We start from the raw sequence: 23,620 nt of genomic DNA on the forward strand, positions 1-23,620 counted from the left end.
CGGCACTGGCTTTCCAAACACCCTGTTGAGTTCTCAAAGAACAACCACACACCATCAGAACCCCACACCAGGGCCCCTCCGGAGGCAACCGCTCCCACCCACCGCTCTCGCGTCAGGCACTTTTACTACTTTACCCGGTGGTTTCCGCCGTGTCAAACCGCTTTGCTGCGATCTGTTGACTTCGTCCACTTTTGGGCACCATGACATCACCGACTGTCGTCGCCTTCGTCATGGTTTCGGCAGACCGGCCGCTTGCGGTTTCCCGCTAGCGCGCCCGGCTCCTGCCGGCGGCTAACCATACCCGGTCGGTTTCGCCTCGCCAAATCCGCCTACCGGCGAACCTGGGGCACCGCCCAAGAGGACCATCCAAGCCATGCGGCTCGGTCAGTCCGAGAGGTCGCTTCCAGTGCTCTGGCCGCTCGGGGCGTCCGCCCCGTTTTCGTCCGTTCCGCGCTGGCAGAGAGAAAGTTACGCGTCCGAGGGAGTTGCCGTCAAATCCGCCGGACGCGTCCCCGGTCACATCATCAGGATCTAGCTATTTTCGCAGCTCAACACCGGCGAAGGAACGCTTTCCCCGACGCAGGACCAGGTAGCGGCCGTGCAACAGGTCCGCCGGAGTGACGACCGCGTCCGTCGAGGACACCCGGTTGTTGTTCAGGTAGGCACCCCCCTCGGCGATTACTCGACGGGCCTCCTTGTTGCTCGGCACCAGACCAGACTCCTTGAGTAGCCCGACCACGTCGGGCAACTCGTCGAGGTGGACCAGACCCGCCTCGGTCAGGGCGGCGCGCAGGGTCGCGGGCGAGAGATCCGCCAGCGACCCTCGGCCGAACAACGCCTGGCTCGCGGCGACCACCTGGGCCATTTCCCGCTCACCGTGCACCAGGGTGGTCAGCTCCTCGGCGAGCGCCCGCTGGGCGACACGTGCGGCGGGTCGCTCCGCCGCCTCCTTCTCCAACGCCTCCAGCTCGGCCCGGGGACGGAAGCTGAAGTAGCGCAGGTAGTGGGCGACGTCGCGGTCGTCCGCGTTGACCCAGAACTGGTAGAACGCGTACGGACTGGTCAGCTCCGAGTCGAGCCAGATCGCCCCACCCTCGGTCTTGCCGAACTTCGTACCGTCGGACTTGGTGACCAACGGCGTGGTGAACGCCTCCACCGGCCCCGCGCCCCGGCGACGGATGAAGTCGACGCCAGCGGTGATGTTGCCCCACTGGTCGGAGCCGCCGAACTGAAGCTGACACCCGTGGCGTCGGTGCAGTTCGAAGAAGTCGTTGGCCTGGAGGAGCTGGTAGCTGAACTCGGTGAAGCTGACCCCGCTCTCCAGCCGGGCCCGCACCACCTCACGCGCCAGCATCCGGTTGATCGGGAAGTGCTTGCCGACATCCCGCAGGAACTCCACCACCGACATCTCGCCGGTCCAGTCCAGGTTGTTGACCAGCCGTGCCGCGTTCGCACCCTGGTACGACACGAAGGGGGCCAGCTGCTCCCGAATCCGGGCCACCCATCCGGCCACCACCTCAGGTGGGTTGAGAACCCGCTCGGCACTCTCCTTCGGGTCACCGATCTGCCCGGTCGCCCCGCCCACCAGCAGCAGCGGCCGGTGGCCGGCGAGCTGGAGCCGCCGCGCGGTGACGACCTGCATGAGGTGACCGACGTGCAGGCTCGACGCGGTCGGGTCGAAGCCCACATAAAAAGCCGCTCCCGGGCCGTCGAGCAACGCGCGAAGCTCGTCGAGGCCGGTGCAGTCCTGGATCAGGCCACGCCACCGCAGATCGTCGAAGAGTGTGTCCCGCTCTGACAGCGGGGGGTTGGTGTCGGTCACGATCCCCAATTCTTCCGCATGACCGGCCGGGACCACTACCGGGATTGCCGGCCCGCTATGCTGGCCGCCCGGTAACGACGAAGGGCTATGCCGTGGACGAGCCAGATCCGAACGACGGCTTCGTGACGCTGCTGGGGCTGAGCTACGACGAGGTCGGTGCCGACCGGGTGGTCCTGCGCTGGCAGGTCCGCCCCGAGCTGCACCAGCCGTACGGGATCCAGCACGGCGGCGTCTACTGCTCGGTGGTCGAGACCGCGGCGAGCTTCGGCGGGGCTGCCTGGCTGGGCGACCGGGGGCGGGTCGTCGGCGTGTCGAACCAGACCGACTTTCTGCGCGCGGTCCGGTCGGGTGAGTTGACCGCCGTGGGAACCCCGGTCCACCGCGGCCGCAGTCAACAGCTCTGGCAGGTGGAGATCACCGACGGCGATGACCGTCTGGTGGCACGCGGCCAGGTCCGGCTGCAGAACCTGATGACGACCGAATAGCCGCAGCCGGCGGCCCCCGCCAGCAGCCGGTGCACCCCGCTACGCGGCGGCGGGGAGGTCCAGCACGTAGGCGTCGCCCTGCCGGCGGAAGCCGAGCCGGTGATAGTAGGGGGCGACCATGCCCGGCGGGCTGACGACCTGCCGGAACCCCTTGTCGGTGAAGAGGCGGCTACTCCGGTACACGAACTCGCCCGGGGTGAAGTCCCGAAACCGCTTGGTGACGTAGTCGAGGTCGACCTGGGCCACCCCGCCCGGCTCCGCGTGCGCCAGCACCACCCCGACCACCTCGTCGGCCCTGACGACCAGGAAGGCGGACCGCTCCCCGCTTCGGTGCCAGGTGAAGCCGGGGTTGAACCGGGCGATGTCGAGCGCGTGCACCCGCAGCGTGTGCGCGAGGAACTTGTCGTCCACGCCCACCTCGACCACCTGGTAGGTCGCCGCGTCGTGGCGGGTCGCCAGCATGCCGCGCAGGTACCACACGTTGATGGCGGCCAGCACGATGTTCAACCCGACCATCGGCCACACCGCGACCGCCGCGTTGTAGCCGATCAGCACGACACAACCGACGAGGTTCAGGGTGCGCAGCCGGAGAATCGCGGTCTGCAGCAGCGACCAGACCAACACCGCGGAGCCGGTCCAGCCGATCAGTTCCAGCCAGTTCACCTCGGCGAGGGTAATCCCTCAGCTCGGAGCGGGTGCTGGGGCCGGGCCGGCGAGCTCCAAGATCCATTCCTGGACCTCGACGCCACGCCCGGGGGCGTACCCCTGGTCCTCGCCGGTGACGACGAAGCCGCACTTGCGCAGCACGGCGAGGGAGGCACGGTTGTCCTTGGCCACCCGGGCGTGCACCGGCCGGCGGGTCAGCTCACCCAGCAGGACGGCGAGCGCACCGGTCGCGTATCCCCGACCCCAGCGACCTGGATCGATCCAGTAGCTGACCTCGGTGCGCCCATCGGCGGGAAAGGCGTTCACGTGGCCTACCACCTCATCGCCGACAACCACCGTCCGCGACACCACCGTCGGGTCGGCGCGGATCCGGGTCCAGTGCGCGTCGAACCCGATGCGGTCGGTGGGGTCGGCCGCGCCGAACGCCGCCATCCAGTTAGCCTCGATGTCCTGCTGGTGGAGGAAGAAGAACGGCAGGTCACTATCGAGTACGGGGCGCAGGCGCAGATCGGTGGGCATCGCGCGATGGTAGCGCCGGCCGAGGCCGCCGAGCGAAGGACCATTGGCCCCGGGCTTGGGCCGACCGCCCCTGATCGGGCGGCGGCCGGCCCGGCAGGCTGAAGGTGAAACGAGCCGAAGGAGGGCAGACATTATGACGAGCAACGCCGGCGCCCCGGTCGTGGTGGGTGTGGACGGTTCTGCCGCCGCGCTGGACGCGGTCCGGGTAGCGGTGCGCGAGGCGGAGTACCGGCAGCGCCCGCTCCGGGTGGTGCACGCCTTCATCTGGCCGTTGACCGGGACCCCGTTGACCCCGGTTCCCGGTGCCCCGGTCACCGCCGGGCTGCGCAACCAGGCCGAGGAGTACGTGCGGGAAGCGGTGGAACAGGCCCGCAAGATCTCCCCCGACCTGCGGATCACCGGTGTGGTGGTGGACGGCGCACCGACCCCGGTGCTGGTCGAGGAGGCACAGGAAGCGGTGCTGACGGTGCTCGGCCACCGGGGTCTCGGCGGCTTCGCCGGGCTGCTACTCGGCTCGGTCACCGTGCAGGTCTCCGCCCGCGCGAAGAGCCCGGTGCTGGTCGTCCGAGGTGAGCCGCGCGCGGACGGTCCGGTCGTGGTGGGTGTGGACGGTTCTCAGCTATCCACCGAGGCCGTCGCCTTCGCATTCGAGGAAGCGGCCCGCCGGGACGCACCGCTGGTAGCCCTGCACGCCTGGCTCTTCCCCACCCCTGTCGGCCCGGGGGACATCCTGCCCCTGGTCTACGACCTGGACGCCGTCGAGGGCGAGGAGGAGCGGACCCTCGCCGAGTCGCTCGCCGGCTTCGCCGAACGGTATCCGCAGGTGCAGGTACGGCACCGGGTCGTCCGTGGCTCGCCGGCGCGGGTGCTGGTAGAGGCGTCGAAGAGCGCGCAGCTGGTGGTCGTCGGCGCACACGGGCGCGGTGCCCTCGGCGGGCTGCTGCTCGGCTCGGTCAGCCACGCCGTCCTGCATCACGGGCACAGCCCACTGGCCATCGTCCGACGCCCCGCCGAATAGCCGCGCCGGCGCGGGTGAGCGGCAGCCACGCCGGCCCGGGGGACAATATGCCGACCGAGTCCGAAAGGGGTGCCGATGAACCGGCCCGTGGTGGTAGGGGTGGATGGCTCACCATCGAGCCTGGTGGCAGCGGAGCACGCCGCCCGCACCGCGGTGCAGCGGTCAACACCGCTGCACCTGGTGCACGGCTATCTGCACCCGTCGGGGTACGGAGTACCGATCAACCCGTACGAGTTGGGAATTCCGAAGCCGAACGACGAGGCGCAGTCGATGCTGGACCGCGCCGCCGCCGACCTGGCCGACCGCTGGCCCGGGCTGACCGTCCAGGTACGGCAGGTCGCCGGCGGGCCGGGCGCCACGCTGGTGGAGCAGTCCCGCCGGGCGGAGCTGGTCGTGGTGGGTAGCCGGGGTCACGGCGGCTTCGCCGGGCTGCTGCTCGGCTCGGTTAGTTCGCAGGTCGCCGCGCACGCGCACTGCCCGGTGCTGGTGGTCCGACCCACTGAGGCGCCGGTCGCGCTGGACGGGCCGGTGCTGGTCGCGGTGGATGGGTCGGAGTCGGCGGAGGTGGCGGTCGGGCAGGCCGCCGACGAGGCCACGCGGCAGCAGAACGAGCTGGTGCTGGCGCACGTCCACACCCCCGGTGCGACCGACGCCGCGGAGGTGCTCGACACCGCGGTGGCGGCGGCGCGCGGCAGCCACCCGGGGCTGGCCGTGACCGCGCGACAGCTACGGGCGGAGAAGCCGGACCAGGCACTGATCGAGGCAAGTCGGGACACTGCCCTGATCGTCGTGGGGACCCGAGGGCGAGGCGGATTCACCGGGATGCTGCTCGGCTCGGTCAGCCAGTCCCTGGTGCAGCACGCCCACTGCCCGGTGCTGGTGGCCCACCCGTACGGTCGAGCACGTTGACCCGTCCGGGCTCAGTGGTCCCGACGCTGCGCGACAACCACCGTAAGGATGGCGGCGAGAACCGCCCAGACGGCGTAGACGGTCCATGCCCCGGATGTCGTCCAGGGATACGGCTGGCTTCCGAACTCAATCTCGGCGATGCGTATCCACGCGCGGTAGGGCGTCAGGTGACCGAGTACGGCCGTGGCGTACAGCCGTTCGCTGAGGGCGAGCGGCAGAAGCATGAAGGCAAGTACGAAGGTGGTCAGCGTCCCGAAGCTGTGCCGCACAAGGACACCAATGACCATGGCGACCAACGCGGTCAGCGGCGCCATCAGCGCCGAGGCGAGCAGCCGTTCCAGCACACCCGGGTCGGTGATGGAAAGACCCACGTCCTTGCCGTCAAGGATCGCCTGGGTGACAAAGAAGGAGCCACCGACGACCACCAGGCCGTAGCCCAACGACACCGCTGTGACGACCGCCAGTTTCGCCGCCATCACCCCGCGCCGCGCCGGCACCGCCACGAAGGTAGCGCGGATCAACCCAGTGCTGTACTCGCTGACCACGACGTTCGCACCGATGGCGCCGATGGACAGCATGAGAGCTACACAGGAGGCGGGGGTGAAGGCATCGAACATCGCATACCTGCTGAAGTCCGCGCGGGCGGCGGCGGAGAAGTTCTCCAGATTTACATAGTCGCCATAGGCTGAATAGCAGTTGAAACCCAAAATCCCGAAGGCGCTCAACAGCAGCGTCCAAGCAGTCGAACGCAAAGACCAGAGTTTGATCCATTCAGCGGCGAGCAGATCACGGAAGCCTGCCTGAGCCTCCGTTCGTACAGTTTCGGGAGCTGACTCTTCCACCGTCACCTTCACTGCATCGCCCCCGCCCGATATTCGATACTGTCACTCGTCATCCTCATAAACGCCTCCTCCAGGGAGGTCAACCGAGGACTTAGCTCGTGCACTCGTATGGACTTTGCGAAGGCCAGGTCTCCGATGTCACTGGCGCTCATTCCTTCCACTGACAACAACCCGTCGGCGTGTTGGGCCACACTCGCGCCGGCCTCGGTCAACGCCCCAGTCAGCGCACCGGGGTCAGGTGTCCGTACGGACACCGACGACAACGTGCCGCCACGGGCTGCGAACTGAGCCAACGTCTCGGCCGCGATCAGCCGGCCTCGTCCCACGACGATCAGATCGGTCGCGGTGTGTTCCATCTCTGACATGAGGTGGCTGGAGACGAACACGGTGCGCCCCTCGGCCGCCAAACCCTGGAAGAGCCCGCGCACCCACTTCACGCCTTCAGGGTCGAGACCGTTCAGCGGCTCGTCGAACAACAGCACGGGTGGGTCGCCGAGCAAAGCCGCAGCGATACCCAGTCGCTGCTTCATACCCAGCGAATAGGTCTGCACGCGCCGCTGCGCCACGTCCGCCAGGCCTACCTCCGCCAGCACCTGAAGCACCCTGGCCTTCCCGATGCGGTTACTCCGGGCCAGCGCGGCGAGGTGGTCGTACGCGGTTCGTCCGCCATGAACGGCACGGGCATCCAGCAGGGCGCCGACATACCGCAGGCCGCGGGGATGCTCGGCGAAGGGAAGTCCGCCGATGATGGCAGTGCCGCGCGTAGGTGTGCTCAGTCCTACGAGCATGTTCAGAGTGGTGGTCTTACCCGCGCCGTTGGGTCCGAGAAAGCCGGTCACCCGTCCGGGCAGCACGGTGAAGGTCAGCTCATCGACGGCTACGGTGCCGCCGTAACGCTTCGTCAATTGTTTCACTTCGATCACGAGGACCATCGTCCTGATCAGAGTGTCTCGGCGCGTCCCGCCAACGCTGACACTTTTGCAGTCCTCATGTCATCCTCGGTCGTACAACTGTGGTCGGATGCGTTCGGTCGGTCCCCCGACTAGATTCGAGCCCGTGCACGCGGCGCGGAGTCTCCTCCCCACCAGGTTCCGTTCCGACGAGCTCGGATCGTTTTGGCTCATCAGCCTCCTGATCTTTACTAGCTGGCTGGTAACGGTCTACCCATGGATCTGGTTCCTGACCGAACCGCCCGATCAGCGCTGGTCGTTGCTCTTCCCACCGGACGTTCTCTCCCCCACCACAAGCCAGGGGATTCTGCTGGTAGCCGCAGCGGCCGCGCTGGCCGGAAGCATCCGGTTGCGGCAGACGCCCCGGCTCGCCTTCACGCTCCTGCTCGCGAGCATTGCGATACCCACCCTGGTGTGGCGGCAGCCAGAGATCTGGTCGCCGCAGATCCTTCCGATCGATATCGCCCTGGTACTCCTCACGCTCTACTACCCCCGCCGGTTGGCACTGACCGCGGCCGGCCTGGCCCTACTCTTCCTCACCACCTATCTGACGGCTCGATTGACGCTCGGCGGCGAGGGCGGCATCCCATCGGAGCCCGGCGCTGCGCTCTCCGTCTGCACGGCCGTACTTCTCGGCACAGTGATCCGCCAGCGACGAACGCAGGCCGCAGCCGCACGCGAACGGGCGACCGCCGAGGCGATCAGCGCCGAACGGCTTCGCATCGCCCGCGACCTACACGACATGGTGGCGCACAGCCTGGGAGTCATCACCCTGCAGGCAGGCGCGGCGGGCCGGGTCATGCGAACGCAACCGGAAGCGGCCCGAGAAGCAATCGGCAGCATCGAAACGGTCGGCCAAGAGACTCTTGCGGGCCTGCGGCGGGTCCTCTCCTCCCTGCGTGAGATCGACCCGGACCAACCAGGGGTCCCCTCGCTCTTCGCCCTCGACGAGCTCATCTCCACCACTCGGTCAGCGGGCATAGACATCGAACTGCGGCAACAGGGCGAGCCCCAGGCCCTGCCGATGGAGGTCGACGCCGCCGCCTACCGGATCGTCCAGGAGGCCATCGCCAACGTGATTCGCCATGCCGGCACCGATGTCTGCCGAATCCTGATCAGCTTCCGGGAGGCGGAGTTGTTCGTCGAGGTAGTCGACGACGGATCCGGTCGCGGCCAACGGCCCGGGAGCGGATTAGGGTTGGTCGGCATGCGGGAGCGAGTCGAGATGCTGCACGGCACGATCACCACCGGTCCACGCCCAGAAGGCGGCTTCCGGGTGGCAGTCCGCCTCCCTCTCCCGGTTGCATGACCATCGAGGTTCTGGTCGTTGACGACCAGCCGCTCGTCCGGTCGGCGTTGCGCATGTTCATCGCGGAAGCTGACGACATCGTGCTTGCCGGCGAGGCCGGTACCGGGGAGGAAGCGGTCCGCCTCGCCCGCGAACTGAGACCGGACGTCGTCCTAATGGATTTACGGATGCCCGGCATGGGAGGCGTCGAAGCTACGGTTCAAATCGCCACGCTGGCCCCCGAGACGCGTGTACTCGTTCTGACCACCTTCGACGAGGACAATCACGTGTTCGGGGCGTTGCGGGCGGGTGCCGCCGGATTCCTGGTCAAGGACATGCCTCTGGAGGACATCCTCGATGCCGTCCGCGCCGTGGCACACGGAGACGGCCAACTTGCTCCCGGTGTCACCCGACGCCTGATCAAGCACTTCGTCGACACCCGCGCCGCACCTGCTGCCACCCGCCGACAGCTCCCCCGGCTCACCGACCGGGAACGGGAGGTACTCACGCTGGTGGGACGAGGGCGGTCCAACTCCGAAATCGCCGACGAACTTGTGCTGAGCCAGGCAACCGTCAAAACCTACGTCACCCGCCTACTCAGCAAGCTGGCCGCCAGAGACCGGGTCCAACTGGTCATTGCCGCTTACGAAGCCGGCCTGGTCACCGTGGCTTGACCTGTGTCTTCAACCTGCCGTCGGGTGGATCTCATCAGACCCACGACAGGAAGCGGCGATAGAGGTCGGATGCTCTATTGACCTGCGAAAGTTGTGCATCCGCCTCGGCCATCAGTGCGCTCAGATAGACACGCAGCGCAACCAGGTTGTCGCGGTACTCGATCAGGAGGGCGGCCCGGGCCGACTGGCACGGCCACTCGGCCCGGCAGGTGTCGCAACCCCACAGCGGGCGCATGGGTAGGTGCGGCCGGTCGGCGGCCGGGTCGCCCGGATTCGGGCGTGGGGGCCTCGGGCTGGTCGTCATCGCAGCACCCGGAGCACGACAGCGGCCACGACGATCACCAGAATGAGCGCCGCGATCACCTGGTGCCGGGTGGTGGCGGGCGGTGGGGGCGTGCTCGGCGTACGCGACCGCACCCGGTCGCCGTCGGGCAACGGCGGCGTGCCGTACGGGTCGGGATGTGCGCGCCGGTCGACGGGCGGGTCGTCGTCGGCCATCACAGCCTCCTCAGTCCGCTGAGCACAGCCTCAAGGACATCGACGCCCGGGTACGAGGTGTAGTACACCCGCGCACGGCCGATGGCGGGCGGGTGTACTACAGGCAGGTCGGATGAGTCCAAGGTGGGGGCAGCGGTCTTCTCGCCCTCAGCACTGACGTTTCGCTCTTGCAGATCCACCCGACTACTCCCTGCGCGAGCAGCATTGACCATAAGGCCCACGGCCAGTCCAAACGTGCCAGCGAGCGCGGCCACGATGATCGTCATTGACTTGATCCTCCTAGCGTCAGGATTGCCCCAGTGGGTGGATAGAGCATCACCCGACGGACCACCGACCGCAACAGATCGATCCGTAATTTGCACGCTGGTATTTACATTGACTCGGATGCCGGGCATCCTGTGCGTCAGGCGAGACAGTTTGCCCGCCAGAGCGAGACATGAAGGTGAGGTGACCTTGACAAACGCAGGATCTAGCGTGCCCAAGCGACAGCTCGGCCGGCTCCTGAAACAGGCTCGCGAGGAAGCAGGCATCCCGCTCGACACCGCTGCAAAGCGGCTGGAGTGGAGTCGGGCGCGCATGTATCGCATCGAAGGCGCACAGACCTCGGTCCGGACCCATGACGTGGAGCTCATGTGCCGCATTTATGGCACATCGGATGAAATGCGGTCGGTCCTGGTCGCACTGGCCGCGGAAAGCAAGTCGCGCGGCTGGTGGCACGCGTACGGCGACGCCATACCTGAATGGTTCGAACTGTACGTCGGACTTGAAGCCGCAGCCTGCCACCTTCGCCAGTACGAGCCCGCGCTCATTCCCGGGCTTCTACAGACCCCCGAGTACATGGCGGCAGTCTTCAGGACCAAGCCTGGTCGAACACCGGCCGAGGTGGCACGAAAGGTGGCGCTGCGATTGGAGCGTCAGCGCCTACTGACCAGGCGCTCGCCGGCAGCACCGCAACTCCAGGTGGTGATTGACGAATCCGTGATCCGGCGACCTCACGAGGACGTGGAGGGATGGCGGACACAGCTCGCCCACCTCGGCGGCATCGCAAGCACCGGTCCCGGAAACGTCTCCGTCCGCGTGCTCCCCATGCGTGTCGGCCCGCACATGGCGTCCGTTGCGGGCGCGTTCGTCGTGCTGGACTTCCCCAGGCTGGGCACGCGCCCGGCCGAACCCTCCACCGTCTACAGCGAGTCACTAACCGGCAGCCTCTACCTTGACCGACCGAACGAGGTTTCTGCGTACGTTGATGCCTGGACTACTCTCTGGGCATCTGCGCTTGACGAGCATGCGTCAGCAGATTTGTTAAACAGTGCCATCAAGGAGAATTACGATGAGTAATCTTTCGCAGCCTATCTGGCGCAAGAGCAGCAAGAGCGGCAACGAAGGCAACTGCGTCGAAGTCGCTGACAACCTTCCGGGCGTCGTGGGTGTCCGGGACAGCAAGGACCCGACCGGACCGGCGCTGATGTTCGGGCCGGTGGCATGGCAGGCATTCGTCGCGCAGCTCTCCGAGCAGCACTGATCCACCATCAACGCGCAGGCCCGACCCCTGCGAGCCGGGCCTGCGCACCAGTGTCCTGAGTCGTTAACCGTAAGGTCGGTTGCGCTTCCGCGTAGCCAAACCATCGATTTCCTGAAAGCGCGATCATGGCTGACCTGAGCAGCGCCCAGTGGCGCAAGAGCACCCGTAGCAGCTCCAATGGCGGCAACTGCGTCGAGGTCGCCGACAACCTTCCGGGCGTCGTGGGCGTCCGGGACAGCAAGGACCCGACCGGACCGGCGTTGGTGTTCGGGCCGGCAGCGTGGCGGGCGTTCGTCGCGCAGCTCCCCGAGCAACACTGACCCACCATCAGCGCGAAGGCCCGACTCCCCGCGAGGCGGGCCTTCACGCTATCGGGCACCGGGGCGAGCCGGCCGGCGCCGGGGGACGTGGCGGCGGTAGGTGCTGACGGTCGGGTCGCCGGCGATCCAGAACCGCCACGGCACGTCGTGCGCACCGGTGACGCCGACCCTTGGCCCGGCCGCTACCGCCGCTTCCGGCACGGGTTCGCGGGGTGGACGCAGCCGGATCGGGCCGTCGCCGAGCAGGTACTGCCCGTACGCCGAGCGGTCAACGCCCAGTGCGGCGCAGAGCCGGGCCGGCCCCCGGGCGAGGTCGCGGTCGGATCGCGCCGTCTGACGGCGGGTCCGGGCCTGGGCGTGGCCGGCGACCACTTCTCCCGCCCGCACCAGCACCGCCGAGGCCTCGCCGTCCGGCCCGGTCACCACGTTCAAGGCCCAGTGCATGCCGTACGTGAAGTAGACATAGACGTGCCCGTCCGGGCCGAACATCGCCGCGTTGCGGGGAGTGCGCCCCCGGTGGGCGTGCGAGGCCGGGTCCTGGGCGGTGCCCGCGTACGCCTCGACCTCGGTGATGCGGAGGGTGACCTCGCCGGCGCGGAGCTGGGCGCCGAGTAGGCCGCGCGCCGCCGGCACGACCGGCCCGGCGAGCAGGCCCGCCAGCCGCGCGAGACCGGCTGCGGATTCGGGGTATGCCATCACAGCCGCGACGCTACCCGGCGGGTGTGGGCTGCCCGAACAGGCGGCCCACACCTGCGCTGGGTCAGCGGGGAACGACCTGCCCGGCGGCCCACTCCCGCCAGCCGGTGAGCTGGTCGGCGGCGGCGGCGAGCTGCTCGGCGACCGGTCCCGGGCCGGTGGAGCCGGGGGTGGTGCGGGCGGCGAGCGCGCTCTGGACCGACAGCACGTCGCGCACCGACGGGTCGAGGTGCTCGCTGACCGCGGCGAGGTCGGTGTCGGAGACCTCGTCGAGCGCGCAGTCCCGGGCCACGCAGAGCGCCACCAGCCGGCCGGTGATCTCGTGCGCCTCGCGGAACGGCACCCCACGGCGGACCAGCCAGTCCGCCACCTCGGTGGCGAGCGAGAAGCCCTCCGGCGCGGCGGCGACCAGCCGGTCGGCCCGTACCGTCATCGTGGAGATCATCCCCGCGAGGGCCGGCAGGAGCAGCTCCAGCGTGTCCACCGCGTCGAAGGCGGGCTCCTTGTCCTCCTGCATGTCCCGGTCGTAGGTCATCGGCAGGCCCTTGAGCATGGTGAGCACATTCACCAGCCCGCCGACGAGCCGGCCGGACTTGCCTCGGGCCAACTCGGCGATGTCCGCGTTCTTCTTCTGCGGCATGATCGACGAGCCGGTGGCGAAGGCGTCATCCAGCTCCACCCAACCGAACTCCCGCGACGTCCAGAGCACCATCTCCTCGCCGAGGCGGGACAGGTGCACGCCGATCAGCGCGGTGGTGAAAAGGAACTCGGCGACGAAGTCCCGGTCGGCGACGGCGTCCATCGAGTTGGCGAAGGACGTGCGGAAGCCCAGTTCCCGGGCGACCGCCACCGGGTCCAGCGGCAGCCCGGAGCCGGCGAGCGCGCCGGCTCCGAGCGGACTGACCGCGGTGCGGTGGTCCCAGTCGCGCAGCCGCTGTAGGTCGCGCAGCAGCGGCTGCACATGGGCGAGCAGCCAGTGCCCGAAGGTGACCGGCTGGGCGGGTTGCAGGTGGGTCATGCCCGGTGTAGCGGTGTCCACGTGCCGTCCGGCCTGCTCGACCAACGCCTCGGCCAGCTCGACCAACCGAGCGGCCACGCCCCGGGCGTGGTCGCGCAGGTAGAGCCGCAGGTCCGTGGCGACCTGGTCGTTGCGGGAGCGGCCGGCGCGCAGCTTGCCGCCGAGCCGGCCGAGCCGCTCCAGCAGCCCCCGCTCCAGAGCGGTGTGCACGTCCTCGTCGTCAACGGTGGGCCGGAACGTGCCGGCGGCGCAGGCGGCCTCCAGGTCGTCCAGGGCCGCCAGGATCTGCCCCAGCTCCTCGGCGTCCAGCAGGCCGGCGCCGGCCAGGACCCGGGCGTGCGCCCGGGACCCCGCGAGGTCGTAGGGGGCGAGCCGCCAGTCGAACTGCACGCTCACCGACAGCCGGGCGAGCGCCTCGGCCGGGCCGCCGGCGAAACGGGCTCCCCACAGGCTGGTCCGGTTGGTGGCTGCGCTGTTCTCGGTCAGGCTCGTGTCGTCCACCCCGCCCATTGTGGCAGCGCTCACCGCGCCCCACCCAGCCGGGCGTCCCGCGCCGCCGACATCTTGCTGGGCAGGCCCCACAGCTGCACGAACCCCTTGGCCAGGGACTGGTCGAAGGTGTCACCGGTGTCGTAGGTGGCCATGCCGAAGTCGTACAGGCTGGCGTCGGACCGCCGGCCGGTGGCGGTGACCCGTCCGCCGTGCAGGGTGAGCCGTACCTCGCCGGAGACGTGCTGCTGCGAGTCGTCGACGAAGGCGTCCAGCGCGTCCTTCAGCGGGGAGAACCACAGGCCGTCGTAGACCAGCTCGCCCCAGCGCTGGTCCACGCTGCGCTTGAACCGGGCCAGGTCACGCTCGACGGTGACCGCCTCCAGCTCCTGGTGGGCGGTGATCAGCGCGATCGCGCCCGGCGCCTCGTACACCTCGCGGCTCTTGATCCCGACGAGCCGGTCCTCGACCATGTCCAGCCGGCCGACGCCCTGCGCGCCGGCACGCCGGTTCAGCTCCACGATCGCCTGGTACGGGGTGACCGTCTCCCCGTCGATCGCGACCGGGTTACCGGCGTCGAAGGTGATGACCACCTCGTCCGCGTCCCGCGGCTGGGCCGGGTCGGCGGTGTACGAGTACAGGTCCTCGATCGGCGGGTTCCAGATGTCCTCCAGGAACCCGGTCTCGACGGCCCGGCCCCACAGGTTCTGGTCGATCGAGTAGGGCGACTTCGCCGACACGTCGATCGGCAGCCCCTTCTCCTCGGCGAACGCGATCGCCTTGTCCCGGGTCCAGGCGTAGTCCCGGGCCGGCGCGACGATCCGCAGATCCGGGGCGAGCGCCCCCAGGCCGACCTCGAAGCGAACCTGGTCGTTGCCCTTGCCGGTGCACCCGTGCGACACGATGGTGCCGCCGTGTGTGCGGGCCGCGGCCACCAGGTGCTTGACGATCAGCGGCCGGGACAGGGCGGAGACCAGCGGGTACCGGTCCTGGTAGAGGGAGTTGGCCCGGACCGCGGGCAGGCAGTACTCGGCGGCGAACTCGTCGCGCGCGTCGACCACCTCGGACTCCACGGCCCCGCAGTCGAGCGCCCGCTGCCGGATGGCCTCCAGGTCCTCACCGCCCTGCCCGACGTCGACCGCCACGGCGATGACCTCGGCACCGGTCTGCTCGGCCAGGTACGGGATCGCGACGGAGGTGTCCAGCCCTCCGGAGTACGCCAGAACGACCCGCTCAGTCATGATGTGATGCTCCTTTCAACGTTGTCTTCGCGGCGGGCCCAGCCGGCGAGTTGGTCGCCGAGCGCGGCTCCGCCGTCGGCCTCGCGGGCCACGACGAGGATGGTGTCGTCGCCGGCGATCGTGCCGACGACCTCGGGCAGGCCGGCGCGGTCCAGCGCGCTGGCCAGGTATTGGGCCGCACCCGGTGGGGTACGGAGCACGGCGATGTTGCCGCTGGCGTCCACTCCGTTGAGCAGCTCGCGCAGCAGGCGCACGAGCCGCGCCGGCGCGGTCTCGGCCTCCCGCAGCGGACGCTGGCCGTCCTCCGGGATCAGGTAGACCCCGCGTCCGTCGCCACCGCGCACGGTCACCGCGCCGAGTTCCTTCAGATCCCGGGAGAGGGTCGCCTGGGTGGCCTGGATACCCTCCCCGGCCAGCAGGTCGCCCAGTTCGGTCTGCGAGTGGATCGCCTTGTCCCGGATCAACTCGACGATGCGGGCGTGCCGGGCGGCACGGGTCAGCGGGGCGCTCACGCGCTCTGCCCGGTGTGGCTGCCCGACGCTGGCGCGTCCGGCGTTGTCCCGAGGAGGAACGTCAGCAGCGCCTTCTGGGCGTGCAGCCGGTTCTCCGCCTGGTCGAAGACGGCGCTGCGCGGGCCGTCGAGCACCGCATCGGTGATCTCGTCGCCGCGGTGCGCGGGCAGGCAGTGCAGCACGATCGCGTGTGGCGCGGCATGTGCGAGCACCGCGGTGTTGACCTGGTATGGGCGGAACGAGGTGACCCGGTCCAGCCCGTCGGACTCCTGCCCCATCGAGATCCAGGTGTCGGTGGCGACGGCGTCGGCGTCGCGGACCGCCGCCACCGGGTCGGTGCCGGTACGCACCGACCCGCCGGTGCCGGCGGCGATCTTCTCCGCCCGGGCCAGCACCGCCGGGTCCGGGCTGGACCCGGTCGGCCCGGCGATCCGGACGTGCATGCCGGCGGCGGCGCCGGAGAGCAGGTACGAGTGGCACATGTTGTTCGCCGTGTCGCCCAGGTAGGCCAGTGTCCGCCCGGCGGTGCCGCCGAGATGCTCGCGGATGGTGAGCAGGTCGGCCAGGAGCTGGCACGGGTGATACATGTCCGTGAGCGCGTTGATCACCGGCACGGTCGCGTGCGCGGCGACCTCGGCGATCCGGTCGTCCCCGTGGGTCCGCAGCACGATCGCCGCCACGTAGCGGGAGAGCACCCGCCCGACGTCGGCGAGGGTCTCACCGCGGCCGAGGTGGGTCACCTGGCTGTCCACCACCAGCGGGTGCCCGCCCAGCTCGGCGATGCCGACGTCGAAGGACATCCGGGTGCGCAGGCTCGGCTTGTCGAAGAGCACCGCCACCGCGCGCGGGCCGGCCAGGGGGCGGTACCCGAAGCGGTCCGCCTTCATGCCGGCGGCCAGGTCGAGCACGGTCGCCTGTTCGGCGGGGGTGAGGTCGTCGTCCCGCAGGAAGTGCCGGATCATGCCCTGGTCTCCGTCGTGGTTGGGGTGGTCGGGGTCGGAATTCTGGCCGGTTGGGCCGGCGGGCTGGGGTTGCCCGGGCCCGTTGACCGGGGCCCGGTGGTCGGGGTCGAGCCGGCGGCGGCGTGGGTCGCGGCGAGTGCGCCCGGCAGGGCGGCCAGGAAGGCCTCGGCCTGGTCGGCGGTGAGAATCAGCGGTGGGGCGAGCCGGATGACACCCGGCTGCACCGCGTTGGCCAGGAAGCCCACCTCTCGCAGCGCCTCGACGGCGACCGCCGCGACCGGCGCGGTCAGCACGATCCCGAGCAGCAGGCCGGCGCCCCGCACCTCGGCGACCAGTGGATGGTTGAGCGCCTGGATGCCCCGCCGGAGCCGGTCCCCGACCCGCTCGACGTGGTCGAGCAGCCCGGTGCCGGCGATCGTGGACAGCACCGCCAGCCCGGCGGCGCAGCTGATCGGGTTCCCCCCGAAGGTGGTGCCGTGTGAGCCGGGGCGCAGCAGGTCGGCCGCGGGGCCGAAGGCGATGCAGGCGCCGAGCGGGAGGCCACCGCCAAGGCCCTTGGCGAGCGTCACCACGTCCGGTTCGATGCCCTCGGTCTGGTGGGCGAACCAGTGCCCGGTGCGGCCGATTCCGGTCTGCACCTCGTCGAGCACCAGCAGGGCACCGTGCTCGGCGGTGATCCGGCGGGCCTCGGCGAGGTAGCCGGCGGGCGGTACGACGATGCCGTTCTCCCCCTGGATCGGCTCCAGGATCACCATCGCGGTCGCGTCGGTGACGGCCGCCGCCAGCGCGGCGCTGTCGCCGTAGTCGACGTGGGTGACGGTGGCGGGCAGCGGACGGAACGGGTCGGCCTTGGCCGGCTGGCCGGTGAGCGCCAGCGCCCCCATGGTGCGGCCGTGGAAGCCGCCCCGGGTCGCGACGACCTCGGTCCGTCCGGTGAGCCGGGAGATCTTGAACGCCGTCTCGTTGGCTTCGGCACCCGAGTTGGCGAAGAAGACCCGTCCCGGTCGGCCGGCGAGGGCGAGCAGCAGCTCGGCCAGGGCCACCGGCGGCTCGGCAACGTACAGGTTTGACACGTGCCCCAGCGTGGCGACCTGCTTGGAGACGGCGGAGACCACCGCCGGGTGGGCGTGGCCGAGGGTGTTGACGGCGATGCCGCCGAGCAGGTCCACGTACTCCCGGCCGGCCTCGTCAACCACCACGGCGCCGGCCCCGCCGACCAGTGCCAGCGGCGGCGTGCCATAGCTGTCCATCATGGATTCTTGCCAGCGGTCACGAAGCGGGCTCATCCGGGAATCACCATGGTTCCAAAGCCTTCCGAGGTGAAGATCTCCAGCAGGGTCGAGTGCGCGACCCGCCCGTCCACGACGTGCGCGGCGGGCACGCCCCCGCGCACCGCCCGCAGGCACGCCTCCATCTTGGGGACCATCCCCGACTCCAGGGACGGCAGCAGCTTCGCCAGCTCGGTCGCGGTGACCTTACCGACCACGCTGGACCGGTCCGGCCAGTTGGCGTACAGGCCCGGCACATCGGTCAGGACGACCAACTTGCGCGCCCGCAGGGCGATCGCCAACGCCGCCGCGGCGGTGTCCGCGTTGAGGTTGTGCGGCACGCCGTCCACGTCCGGGGCCACGGTCGAGAGCACCGGGATCCGGCCGGCCTCGAGCAGGTCGGTCACCACCGAGATGTCCGCCGACTCCACATCGCCGACCTGACCGACGTCGACCGGCCGCCCATCGACGTACGCCGGGCGTCGGACCGCGGTGAACAGACCCGCGTCCTCGCCGGAGAGCCCCATCGCGAACGGACCGTGCGCGTTGATCAGCCCGACCAGTTCCCGGCCGACCTGCCCCAGCAACACCATCCGGACCACGTCCATCACCTCTGGCGTGGTGACCCGCAGCCCGCCCCGGAACTCGCTGTCGATGCCGAGGCGGTCCAGCATCGCCGAGATCTGCGGACCGCCGCCGTGCACCACGACCGGCTTCAGGCCGGCGTAGCGGAGAAAGACCATGTCCGCGGCGAACGCCCGCCGCAGCTCCGGATCGGTCATGGCGTTGCCGCCGTACTTGACCACGACGGTCGAGCCCGCGAACCGGGCCAGCCACGGCAGCGCCTCGATCAGGGTGGCGGCCTTGGCCTGAGCGCCGGTGAGATCCGCGGTGGAGCTCATGCCCGAACCTGCCTTCCGTATCCGGTTGCGGCGCCGCGCCACGCGGCGATCCTCGTGCTCACGACGAGTACGCCGAGTTCTCGTGCACGTACCCGTGGGACAGGTCGTTGGTCCAGATCGTCGCCGCGGCCACGCCCGCCCCCAGGTCGATGCAGATCGTCACGTCCATGCCGCTGAGGTCGACCTTGGACCGGTCCTCGGCGGCGGCACCGCCCCGGCACACCCACACCCCGTTCACGGCCACGTCGACCCGCTCCGGCTCGAACGCCGCAGTGGTGGTGCCGACGGCGGCGAGGATGCGCCCCCAGTTCGGGTCGTTGCCGAACAGCGCGGTCTTGACCAGATTGTTCCGGGCCACGCTCCGGCCCACCTCGACCGCGTCATCCTCGCTCGCCGCGCCGACCACGTCGATCGTGATCTGCTTGGTGGCGCCCTCAGCGTCGGCGACGAGCTGCTGCGCGAGATCGTGAGCGACGGCGGTGACCACGGCGGTCAGCTCGGCCTCGGTGGGCACAACGCCGCTCGCACCGCTGGCCAGCAGCAGCACCGTGTCGTTGGTGGACATGCAGCCGTCCGAGTCGACCCGGTCGAAGCTGACTCGGCAGGCGGCCCGCAGCGCCGCGTCCAGGGTCTCCGGGTCGGCGACCGCGTCGGTGGTGAGCACGCTGAGCATCGTGGCCATCGCCGGCGCGAGCATGCCCGCGCCCTTGGCCATCCCACCCACGGTGAAACCGGCACCGTGCCCGACCGCGTTCTTGGGCCGGGAGTCGGTGGTCATGATGGCCTCGGCGGCGGCCGGTCCGCCGTCCTGGCTCAACGCCTCGACCGCCGTACCCACGCCGGGCAGGAGCCGGTCCATGGGCAGCCGCTCGCCGATCAGACCGGTGGAGCAGACGGCCACCTCGCCCGCACCCAGGTTCAGCCCGGGGGCGACGGCGGCCAGTACCGCCGCGGTGTGCTCCGCGGTGGCGTGGGTGTCCTGGAAGCCACCAGGGCCGGTGCAGGCGTTGGCGCCGCCCGAGTTGAGCACCGCGGCGCGGACCAGACCGCCCTGGACGACCTGCTCGGTCCAGAGCACCGGCGCCGCCTTCACCCGGTTGGTGGTGAAGACACCGGCCGCACCGGCCTGCGGGCCGTCGTTGACGACCAGGGCGACGTCGGTCGCCCCGCTCTCCTTGAGCCCGGCGGGCACCCCGGCCGCCCGGAAGCCACGGGGAGTCGTGACGCTCACGGGGTAACTCCCCAGACGGACAGGCCGGTGGTCTCCGGCAGGCCGAGCATGATGTTGGCGTTCTGCACCGCCTGGCCAGCCGCGCCCCGACCGAGGTTGTCCAGGCCGCTGACCACGATCAACCGCCCGGCGTCAACGTCAACGGTCGCCTGGAGATGGCAGGAGTTGGAGCCGAGGGTCGCGGCGGTGTGTGGCCACCGCCCCTCCGGCAACACGTGCACGAAGGGCGCGTCCGCGTACGCCTCGGCGAGCACCGCCTGCGGGTCGACCTCGCGTACGGGCACGGCGGTGACGGTCGCGAGGATCCCCCGTGGCATCGGCGCCAGCACCGGGGTGAACGACAGGCTGGTCGCCCCGGTCGCCTGCTTGATCTCCGGAACGTGCTGGTGCGCGCCGACCCGGTACGGCGACAGGTCACCCATGACCTCGCCAGCGAGCAGGTGCGCCTTGGCAGCGCGGCCGGCGCCCGAGGCCCCGGAGGCGGCCACCACCACCACGTCGGCAGGCTGGGCCGCACCGGCGGCGATCAGCGGGGCGAGCGCCAGGATGATGGCGCTGGCGTAGCAGCCGGGGTTGGCCACCCGGGTCGCGGCGGCGACCCGCTCGCGCTGACCCGGCAGCTCGGGCAGACCGTAGGTCCACTGCCCGGCGTGGGTGCCGCCGTAGTAGTTGGCCCAGGCGTACGGGTCGGCCAGCCGGTGGTCGGCGCCGAGGTCAACCACGCGCACCTCCGGTGACAGCTGCGCGGCCAGCGCCGCCGACTCACCGTGCGGCAGCGCCAGGAAGACCAGGTCGGCATCGGCCAGGGCCGCCGGGTCGGTCTTGGCCAGAACCAGATCCAGCCCGGTCAGCTGTGGGTGCACGGTGTCCAGCCGGTGCCCGGCCTGGCTGTGCGCGGTGGCGGCGACCAGGTCGAACTCCGGGTGCCCGGTGATCAGGCGCAGCAGTTCACCTCCGGCGTAACCGCTCGCCCCAGCGACCGCAACTCGGATCCCCATACCTACCTCCGTATAACAATGCAGGGAAGGCTAGCAGTGACTGCATGATCATACAAAGCATTGCATGGCGATGAGGCCGTGTTCTGGGTCACGGCCACCCACTCGCGGAGAGGGCCCGCGTCGCGATACGCGACGCGGGCCCTTTGAACTGCGGTAAAGGCGAGGTCTGCCCTCACACGCCGCGGAGGGTAGCGCCGAAGCGCTCCGCGACACAGGCAACCGCCGCGTCCCGCGCCGCGACCGCCTCCTCCACCGTCAGCGTCCGGTCCGGCGCCCGGAAGGTCAGCTTGTACGCCAACGACCGACGACCCGCGCCGAGCTGCTCACCGGCGTAGACGTCGAAGAGCCGAACCGACTCCAACAGCGCACCGGCCCCCGCCACCAGCGCCCCCTGCACCTCGGCCACCGGCACGTCGACATCGACCACCAGCGCCACGTCAATCAGGGCGGGCGGGAAGGAGGAGAGCACCGGGGCCTGCCGCACCGGGGCCGCCGGGACCGCGTCCAGGTCCAGCTCCATCGCGGCGGTACGGCGGGGCAGCTCCAGCTCGGCGATCACCGCCGGATGCAGCTCCCCCGCATATCCGACAGCCGCGCCATCCACCACCAGCCGCGCACAGCGCCCGGGGTGCCAGGGGGCCTGCTCCACGGCCCGTACGGCCACCCGGTCCTCGGGTATGCCGGCGGCCGCGAGCACCGCCCGGGCCGCCGCGACCGCATCCGCCCAGCCGGCCGGGCGTCCCTCGCCCCACCAGCCACCCGGCTCGACCTCACCGGCGAGGACCACGGCGACGTGCCGAGGCTGCTCCGGCAGCACCGCATCGGCGGCGGCGAGCTCCGCGTCCGACGGCCGGTGCTCCACCCCCATCGTCGGCGGAGTGCCGACCGCTGCCCGCGGGTGGAAGACCGTACCGATCTCGTACAGCGCGAGATCCCGTTGGCCTCGGCCCAGGTTCCGTCGGAGCACCCCGAGCAGCGGGCCGAGCAACGTCGTCCGCAGCACCGGCTCCTGCTCCGACAGCGGGTTGGCCAGCCGCACCGCCCGCCGCCGAGCGTCATCGGCCGGCAGGCCTAGCTGGTCAGCCAGCTCGACTGCCACAAACGGCGCGGAGAGCACCTCCACGTACCCCTGGTCGGCGAGCATCCGGGCCACCGCCCGCTGACGCCGCTGCTGCCAGGTCAGGCCCCGGCCGGCGGGGGCCACCGGCAGCACCGCCGGCACCCGGTCGTAGCCGTCGAGGCGGACCACCTCCTCGACCAGGTCGGCCGGGTCGGTCAGGTCGGGTCGCCAGGACGGCGGGGTAACCAGGAACGACACCGCGCCACCGGCGGCGACGCCCACCTCACCCGGATCCGCGGCGAGCCGATCCGGGCCGGTCACGACCGTGCAGCCGACCTCGGTGAGCAGAGCAGCCACCCGGTCCGGCGAATAGGCCACCCCGACCCGTCGAGCTGGCAGATCCGCCGGCATGACCACCGGGGTCGGCGACGACACATGATCGATGTCGAGGATCTCCGCACCGGCCGCGCCGCCGCCATGCTCCACCAGTAGCTGAACCGCCCGGTCGATGGCGACCAACGGCAGGGCCGGGTCAACGCCCCGCTCCCACCGCTTCGCCGCCGCGCTGAACAGCCGGTGCCGGCGGGCCGTGCGCCCCACCATCACCGGATCCCAGTGGGCAGCCTCGAACAACACGGTGCTGGTCTCCGCGACCACCTCACTGCTCTCGCCACCCATCACGGCAGCGAGCGAGATCGGCACACCGGCATCCGCGCCAGCCGCCGGGGTCGAGTTCGACAACCCGGCATCACAGATCACCATGTCCTCGGCCACGAGCGTGCGCGCCACCCCGTCCAGGGTGGTCAACCGCTCCCCCGCCACCGCCCGGCGCACCACCAGCGAGCCGGTGATCCGGTCGGCGTCGAAGGCGTGCATCGGCTGGCCCAGCTCGAGCATCACGTAGTTGGTGATGTCGACCGGCAGCGAGAGGCTGCGGATACCGGCGGTGGTGAGCCGTTGGACCATCCAGGCCGGCGACGGCGCGGCCGGGTTCACACCGCGGACCATGCGCGCCGCGAACCGGTCACAGCCGACCGGATCCCGCACCTCCACCGGGTACGCGGGCGCCTCGGTCCCCGCCGGGGCGGACGCGAGGCCCGGGTCCCGAAACGGCACCCCGAATGCGTGCGACAGCTCCCGGGCGATCCCCCGCACCGACATCTGGTAGCCCCGGTCCGGGGTCAGCTCGACCTCGACCACCACATCATCGAGGCCAACCACGGGGCGGGCGTCGTCACCCGGCTTGGCGGGGCTGGAATCGGGCAGCACGATGATGCCGCCGTGGTCGTCGCCCAGGCCCAACTCCTTCGCCGAGCAGATCATGCCCTTGGAGTTGCGCCCGTACGTCCGGCGCGCCCCGATGGCGAAGTCACCAGGCAGCACCCCGCCGGGGAGGATCACCACCACCCGGTCGCCGACCGCGAAGTTGCGCGCCCCGCAGACGATCTCCTGCAACTCGCCGGTGCCGTTGGCGTCGCCCACGTCCACCCGACAGAAGCGAATCGGCTTCTTGAAGCCGGTCAGCTCCTCAATCTCCCGCACCTCGCCGACGACCAGCGGCCCGGTGACCGTACCGGCCAGGTCCACGACGGACTCCACCTCGAGACCGAGGCCGACCAGGGACTGCTCAAGGTCGGCCGGGGTCAGGTCGGCCGGCAGGTCAACGTACTCACGCAGCCAACTGACAGAAACTCGCATGACTCAGATCACCGTCTCCGTAACTCGTGCCC

The 23,620-nt window shown here is 70.3% G+C and carries 26 protein-coding genes; 8 read left to right on the top strand and 18 right to left on the bottom strand.

The window, feature by feature from the left end; genetic code table 11:
- Window positions 1-535: 535 nt before the first annotated feature.
- A complete protein-coding gene (gene tyrS / locus SALPAC6_RS0108940; protein WP_018253079.1) occupies window positions 536-1,822 on the bottom strand; it encodes a tyrosine--tRNA ligase in 1,287 nt (428 codons plus the stop codon).
- A 92-nt stretch (window positions 1,823-1,914) separates the two neighbouring features.
- On the opposite strand from tyrS, the gene SALPAC6_RS0108945 reads away from it, so the two are divergent.
- Window positions 1,915-2,307: a PaaI family thioesterase gene (locus tag SALPAC6_RS0108945; RefSeq protein WP_018253080.1), complete on the top strand. Its 393-nt coding sequence runs from the start codon at window positions 1,915-1,917 to the stop codon at window positions 2,305-2,307.
- Between the two features lie 39 nt (window positions 2,308-2,346).
- Here SALPAC6_RS0108945 and SALPAC6_RS0108950 read toward each other — a convergent pair whose 3' ends face one another.
- Together SALPAC6_RS0108950 and SALPAC6_RS0108955 are read right to left on the bottom strand one after the other, a co-directional pair.
- Window positions 2,347-2,970 (bottom strand): hypothetical protein, encoded by a 624-nt coding sequence (locus tag SALPAC6_RS0108950; RefSeq protein ID WP_018253081.1) that lies wholly within the window; start codon window positions 2,968-2,970, stop codon window positions 2,347-2,349.
- Window positions 2,971-2,988: 18 nt separating this feature from the next.
- Complete coding sequence (locus tag SALPAC6_RS0108955) at window positions 2,989-3,492, bottom strand: GNAT family N-acetyltransferase (protein ID WP_018253082.1); 504 nt, start codon at window positions 3,490-3,492, stop codon at window positions 2,989-2,991.
- A gap of 133 nt (window positions 3,493-3,625) precedes the next feature.
- Between SALPAC6_RS0108955 and SALPAC6_RS0108960 the strand changes: the two genes are divergently transcribed.
- A complete protein-coding gene (locus SALPAC6_RS0108960; RefSeq protein ID WP_018253083.1) occupies window positions 3,626-4,510 on the top strand; it encodes a universal stress protein in 885 nt (294 codons plus the stop codon).
- 69 nt (window positions 4,511-4,579) lie between these two features.
- Window positions 4,580-5,419, top strand: a complete 840-nt coding sequence (locus tag SALPAC6_RS0108965; RefSeq protein ID WP_026189460.1) for a universal stress protein — start codon at window positions 4,580-4,582, stop codon at window positions 5,417-5,419.
- An 11-nt stretch (window positions 5,420-5,430) separates the two neighbouring features.
- Here SALPAC6_RS0108965 and SALPAC6_RS25655 read toward each other — a convergent pair whose 3' ends face one another.
- Window positions 5,431-6,273 carry an ABC transporter permease gene (locus SALPAC6_RS25655; RefSeq protein ID WP_223874433.1) on the bottom strand — a complete coding sequence of 281 codons (843 nt, stop codon included), beginning with the start codon at window positions 6,271-6,273 and terminating at the stop codon, window positions 5,431-5,433.
- On the bottom strand, window positions 6,270-7,193 hold the full coding sequence (locus tag SALPAC6_RS0108975; RefSeq protein WP_018253086.1) for an ABC transporter ATP-binding protein: 924 nt from the start codon (window positions 7,191-7,193) through the stop codon (window positions 6,270-6,272). The genes SALPAC6_RS25655 and SALPAC6_RS0108975 overlap by 4 nt, the downstream gene beginning before the upstream one ends.
- 124 nt (window positions 7,194-7,317) lie before the next feature.
- Between SALPAC6_RS0108975 and SALPAC6_RS0108980 the strand changes: the two genes are divergently transcribed.
- Together SALPAC6_RS0108980 and SALPAC6_RS0108985 are read left to right on the top strand one after the other, a co-directional pair.
- A complete protein-coding gene (locus SALPAC6_RS0108980; RefSeq protein ID WP_018253087.1) occupies window positions 7,318-8,520 on the top strand; it encodes a sensor histidine kinase in 1,203 nt (400 codons plus the stop codon).
- Window positions 8,517-9,173, top strand: a complete 657-nt coding sequence (locus SALPAC6_RS0108985; protein ID WP_018253088.1) for a response regulator — start codon at window positions 8,517-8,519, stop codon at window positions 9,171-9,173. The genes SALPAC6_RS0108980 and SALPAC6_RS0108985 overlap by 4 nt, the downstream gene beginning before the upstream one ends.
- Window positions 9,174-9,207: 34 nt before the next feature.
- Here SALPAC6_RS0108985 and SALPAC6_RS0108990 read toward each other — a convergent pair whose 3' ends face one another.
- Genes SALPAC6_RS0108990 through SALPAC6_RS0109000 form a run of 3 tightly spaced genes read right to left on the bottom strand, consistent with a single transcriptional unit; the run spans window position 9,208 to window position 9,937 of the window.
- The gene (locus tag SALPAC6_RS0108990; RefSeq protein WP_018253089.1) at window positions 9,208-9,477 is read right to left on the bottom strand and encodes a hypothetical protein; all 270 of its coding nucleotides are present in this window, start codon (window positions 9,475-9,477) and stop codon (window positions 9,208-9,210) included.
- Entirely contained in the window at window positions 9,474-9,671 is a 198-nt protein-coding gene (locus tag SALPAC6_RS0108995) for a hypothetical protein (protein WP_018253090.1), read from the bottom strand. Before SALPAC6_RS0108995 ends, SALPAC6_RS0108990 begins: the two co-directional genes overlap by 4 nt.
- Complete coding sequence (locus SALPAC6_RS0109000; protein WP_018253091.1) at window positions 9,671-9,937, bottom strand: hypothetical protein; 267 nt, start codon at window positions 9,935-9,937, stop codon at window positions 9,671-9,673. The genes SALPAC6_RS0108995 and SALPAC6_RS0109000 overlap by 1 nt, the downstream gene beginning before the upstream one ends.
- A gap of 181 nt (window positions 9,938-10,118) precedes the next feature.
- Here SALPAC6_RS0109000 and SALPAC6_RS0109005 point away from each other — a divergent pair, with 181 nt between their 5' ends.
- The 3 genes from SALPAC6_RS0109005 to SALPAC6_RS0109015 all read left to right on the top strand — a co-directional run bounded on the left by SALPAC6_RS0109005 (window position 10,119) and on the right by SALPAC6_RS0109015 (window position 11,513).
- Entirely contained in the window at window positions 10,119-11,009 is an 891-nt protein-coding gene (locus SALPAC6_RS0109005) for a helix-turn-helix domain-containing protein (RefSeq protein ID WP_026189462.1), read from the top strand.
- The gene (locus SALPAC6_RS0109010; protein WP_018253093.1) at window positions 11,002-11,193 is read left to right on the top strand and encodes a DUF397 domain-containing protein; all 192 of its coding nucleotides are present in this window, start codon (window positions 11,002-11,004) and stop codon (window positions 11,191-11,193) included. Before SALPAC6_RS0109005 ends, SALPAC6_RS0109010 begins: the two co-directional genes overlap by 8 nt.
- Before the next feature lie 125 nt (window positions 11,194-11,318).
- Window positions 11,319-11,513, top strand: coding sequence for a DUF397 domain-containing protein (locus SALPAC6_RS0109015; RefSeq protein WP_018253094.1), 195 nt, complete (start codon window positions 11,319-11,321; stop codon window positions 11,511-11,513).
- 48 nt (window positions 11,514-11,561) lie between these two features.
- Here the strand turns inward: SALPAC6_RS0109015 and SALPAC6_RS0109020 are convergent, their stop codons facing one another.
- The 10 genes from SALPAC6_RS0109020 to pheT form a co-directional block, all read right to left on the bottom strand.
- The gene (locus tag SALPAC6_RS0109020) at window positions 11,562-12,209 is read right to left on the bottom strand and encodes a DNA-3-methyladenine glycosylase (RefSeq protein ID WP_018253095.1); all 648 of its coding nucleotides are present in this window, start codon (window positions 12,207-12,209) and stop codon (window positions 11,562-11,564) included.
- Between the two features lie 64 nt (window positions 12,210-12,273).
- On the bottom strand, window positions 12,274-13,737 hold the full coding sequence (gene argH, locus SALPAC6_RS0109025; protein WP_018253096.1) for an argininosuccinate lyase: 1,464 nt from the start codon (window positions 13,735-13,737) through the stop codon (window positions 12,274-12,276).
- A gap of 11 nt (window positions 13,738-13,748) precedes the next feature.
- Window positions 13,749-14,957, bottom strand: a complete 1,209-nt coding sequence (locus SALPAC6_RS0109030) for an argininosuccinate synthase (protein WP_018253097.1) — start codon at window positions 14,955-14,957, stop codon at window positions 13,749-13,751.
- Window positions 14,954-15,469, bottom strand: coding sequence for an arginine repressor (locus tag SALPAC6_RS0109035; protein ID WP_018253098.1), 516 nt, complete (start codon window positions 15,467-15,469; stop codon window positions 14,954-14,956). Before SALPAC6_RS0109035 ends, SALPAC6_RS0109030 begins: the two co-directional genes overlap by 4 nt.
- Entirely contained in the window at window positions 15,466-16,431 is a 966-nt protein-coding gene (gene argF / locus SALPAC6_RS0109040; RefSeq protein ID WP_018253099.1) for an ornithine carbamoyltransferase, read from the bottom strand. The genes SALPAC6_RS0109035 and argF overlap by 4 nt, the downstream gene beginning before the upstream one ends.
- Window positions 16,428-17,717 carry an acetylornithine transaminase gene (locus SALPAC6_RS0109045; RefSeq protein WP_026189464.1) on the bottom strand — a complete coding sequence of 430 codons (1,290 nt, stop codon included), beginning with the start codon at window positions 17,715-17,717 and terminating at the stop codon, window positions 16,428-16,430. Before SALPAC6_RS0109045 ends, argF begins: the two co-directional genes overlap by 4 nt.
- Entirely contained in the window at window positions 17,714-18,601 is an 888-nt protein-coding gene (argB, locus tag SALPAC6_RS0109050; RefSeq protein WP_018253101.1) for an acetylglutamate kinase, read from the bottom strand. Before argB ends, SALPAC6_RS0109045 begins: the two co-directional genes overlap by 4 nt.
- A gap of 58 nt (window positions 18,602-18,659) precedes the next feature.
- Complete coding sequence (gene argJ / locus SALPAC6_RS0109055) at window positions 18,660-19,832, bottom strand: bifunctional glutamate N-acetyltransferase/amino-acid acetyltransferase ArgJ (protein WP_018253102.1); 1,173 nt, start codon at window positions 19,830-19,832, stop codon at window positions 18,660-18,662.
- Entirely contained in the window at window positions 19,829-20,830 is a 1,002-nt protein-coding gene (argC, locus tag SALPAC6_RS0109060; protein WP_018253103.1) for an N-acetyl-gamma-glutamyl-phosphate reductase, read from the bottom strand. Before argC ends, argJ begins: the two co-directional genes overlap by 4 nt.
- Before the next feature lie 172 nt (window positions 20,831-21,002).
- Window positions 21,003-23,588, bottom strand: a complete 2,586-nt coding sequence (pheT, locus tag SALPAC6_RS0109065; protein ID WP_018253104.1) for a phenylalanine--tRNA ligase subunit beta — start codon at window positions 23,586-23,588, stop codon at window positions 21,003-21,005.
- Window positions 23,589-23,620 lie beyond the last annotated feature (32 nt).

The sequence above is a fragment of the Salinispora mooreana genome (genome assembly GCF_000379065.1).
Lineage (GTDB): Bacteria > Actinomycetota > Actinomycetes > Mycobacteriales > Micromonosporaceae > Micromonospora > Micromonospora mooreana.

Excerpts from the sequence above, each read along its gene's own strand:
- argC (WP_018253103.1), bottom strand. The coding sequence starts at position 20,830 with ATGGGGATCCGAGTTGCGGTCGCTGGGGCGAGCGGTTACGCCGGAGGT.
- SALPAC6_RS0108995 (WP_018253090.1), bottom strand. The coding sequence starts at position 9,671 with ATGGCCGACGACGACCCGCCCGTCGACCGGCGCGCACATCCCGACCCG.
- SALPAC6_RS0109010 (WP_018253093.1), top strand. The coding sequence starts at position 11,002 with ATGAGTAATCTTTCGCAGCCTATCTGGCGCAAGAGCAGCAAGAGCGGC.
- SALPAC6_RS0109015 (WP_018253094.1), top strand. The coding sequence starts at position 11,319 with ATGGCTGACCTGAGCAGCGCCCAGTGGCGCAAGAGCACCCGTAGCAGC.
- SALPAC6_RS0109000 (WP_018253091.1), bottom strand. The coding sequence starts at position 9,937 with ATGACGATCATCGTGGCCGCGCTCGCTGGCACGTTTGGACTGGCCGTG.
- SALPAC6_RS0108955 (WP_018253082.1), bottom strand. The coding sequence starts at position 3,492 with ATGCCCACCGATCTGCGCCTGCGCCCCGTACTCGATAGTGACCTGCCG.
- SALPAC6_RS0108975 (WP_018253086.1), bottom strand. The coding sequence starts at position 7,193 with ATGGTCCTCGTGATCGAAGTGAAACAATTGACGAAGCGTTACGGCGGC.
- SALPAC6_RS0109045 (WP_026189464.1), bottom strand. The coding sequence starts at position 17,717 with ATGAGCCCGCTTCGTGACCGCTGGCAAGAATCCATGATGGACAGCTAT.
- SALPAC6_RS0109030 (WP_018253097.1), bottom strand. The coding sequence starts at position 14,957 with ATGACTGAGCGGGTCGTTCTGGCGTACTCCGGAGGGCTGGACACCTCC.
- pheT (WP_018253104.1), bottom strand. The coding sequence starts at position 23,588 with ATGCGAGTTTCTGTCAGTTGGCTGCGTGAGTACGTTGACCTGCCGGCC.
- argH (WP_018253096.1), bottom strand. The coding sequence starts at position 13,737 with ATGGGCGGGGTGGACGACACGAGCCTGACCGAGAACAGCGCAGCCACC.
- argF (WP_018253099.1), bottom strand. The coding sequence starts at position 16,431 with ATGATCCGGCACTTCCTGCGGGACGACGACCTCACCCCCGCCGAACAG.
- SALPAC6_RS0109020 (WP_018253095.1), bottom strand. The coding sequence starts at position 12,209 with ATGGCATACCCCGAATCCGCAGCCGGTCTCGCGCGGCTGGCGGGCCTG.
- SALPAC6_RS0108985 (WP_018253088.1), top strand. The coding sequence starts at position 8,517 with ATGACCATCGAGGTTCTGGTCGTTGACGACCAGCCGCTCGTCCGGTCG.
- SALPAC6_RS0108990 (WP_018253089.1), bottom strand. The coding sequence starts at position 9,477 with ATGACGACCAGCCCGAGGCCCCCACGCCCGAATCCGGGCGACCCGGCC.
- SALPAC6_RS0108960 (WP_018253083.1), top strand. The coding sequence starts at position 3,626 with ATGACGAGCAACGCCGGCGCCCCGGTCGTGGTGGGTGTGGACGGTTCT.
- argB (WP_018253101.1), bottom strand. The coding sequence starts at position 18,601 with ATGAGCTCCACCGCGGATCTCACCGGCGCTCAGGCCAAGGCCGCCACC.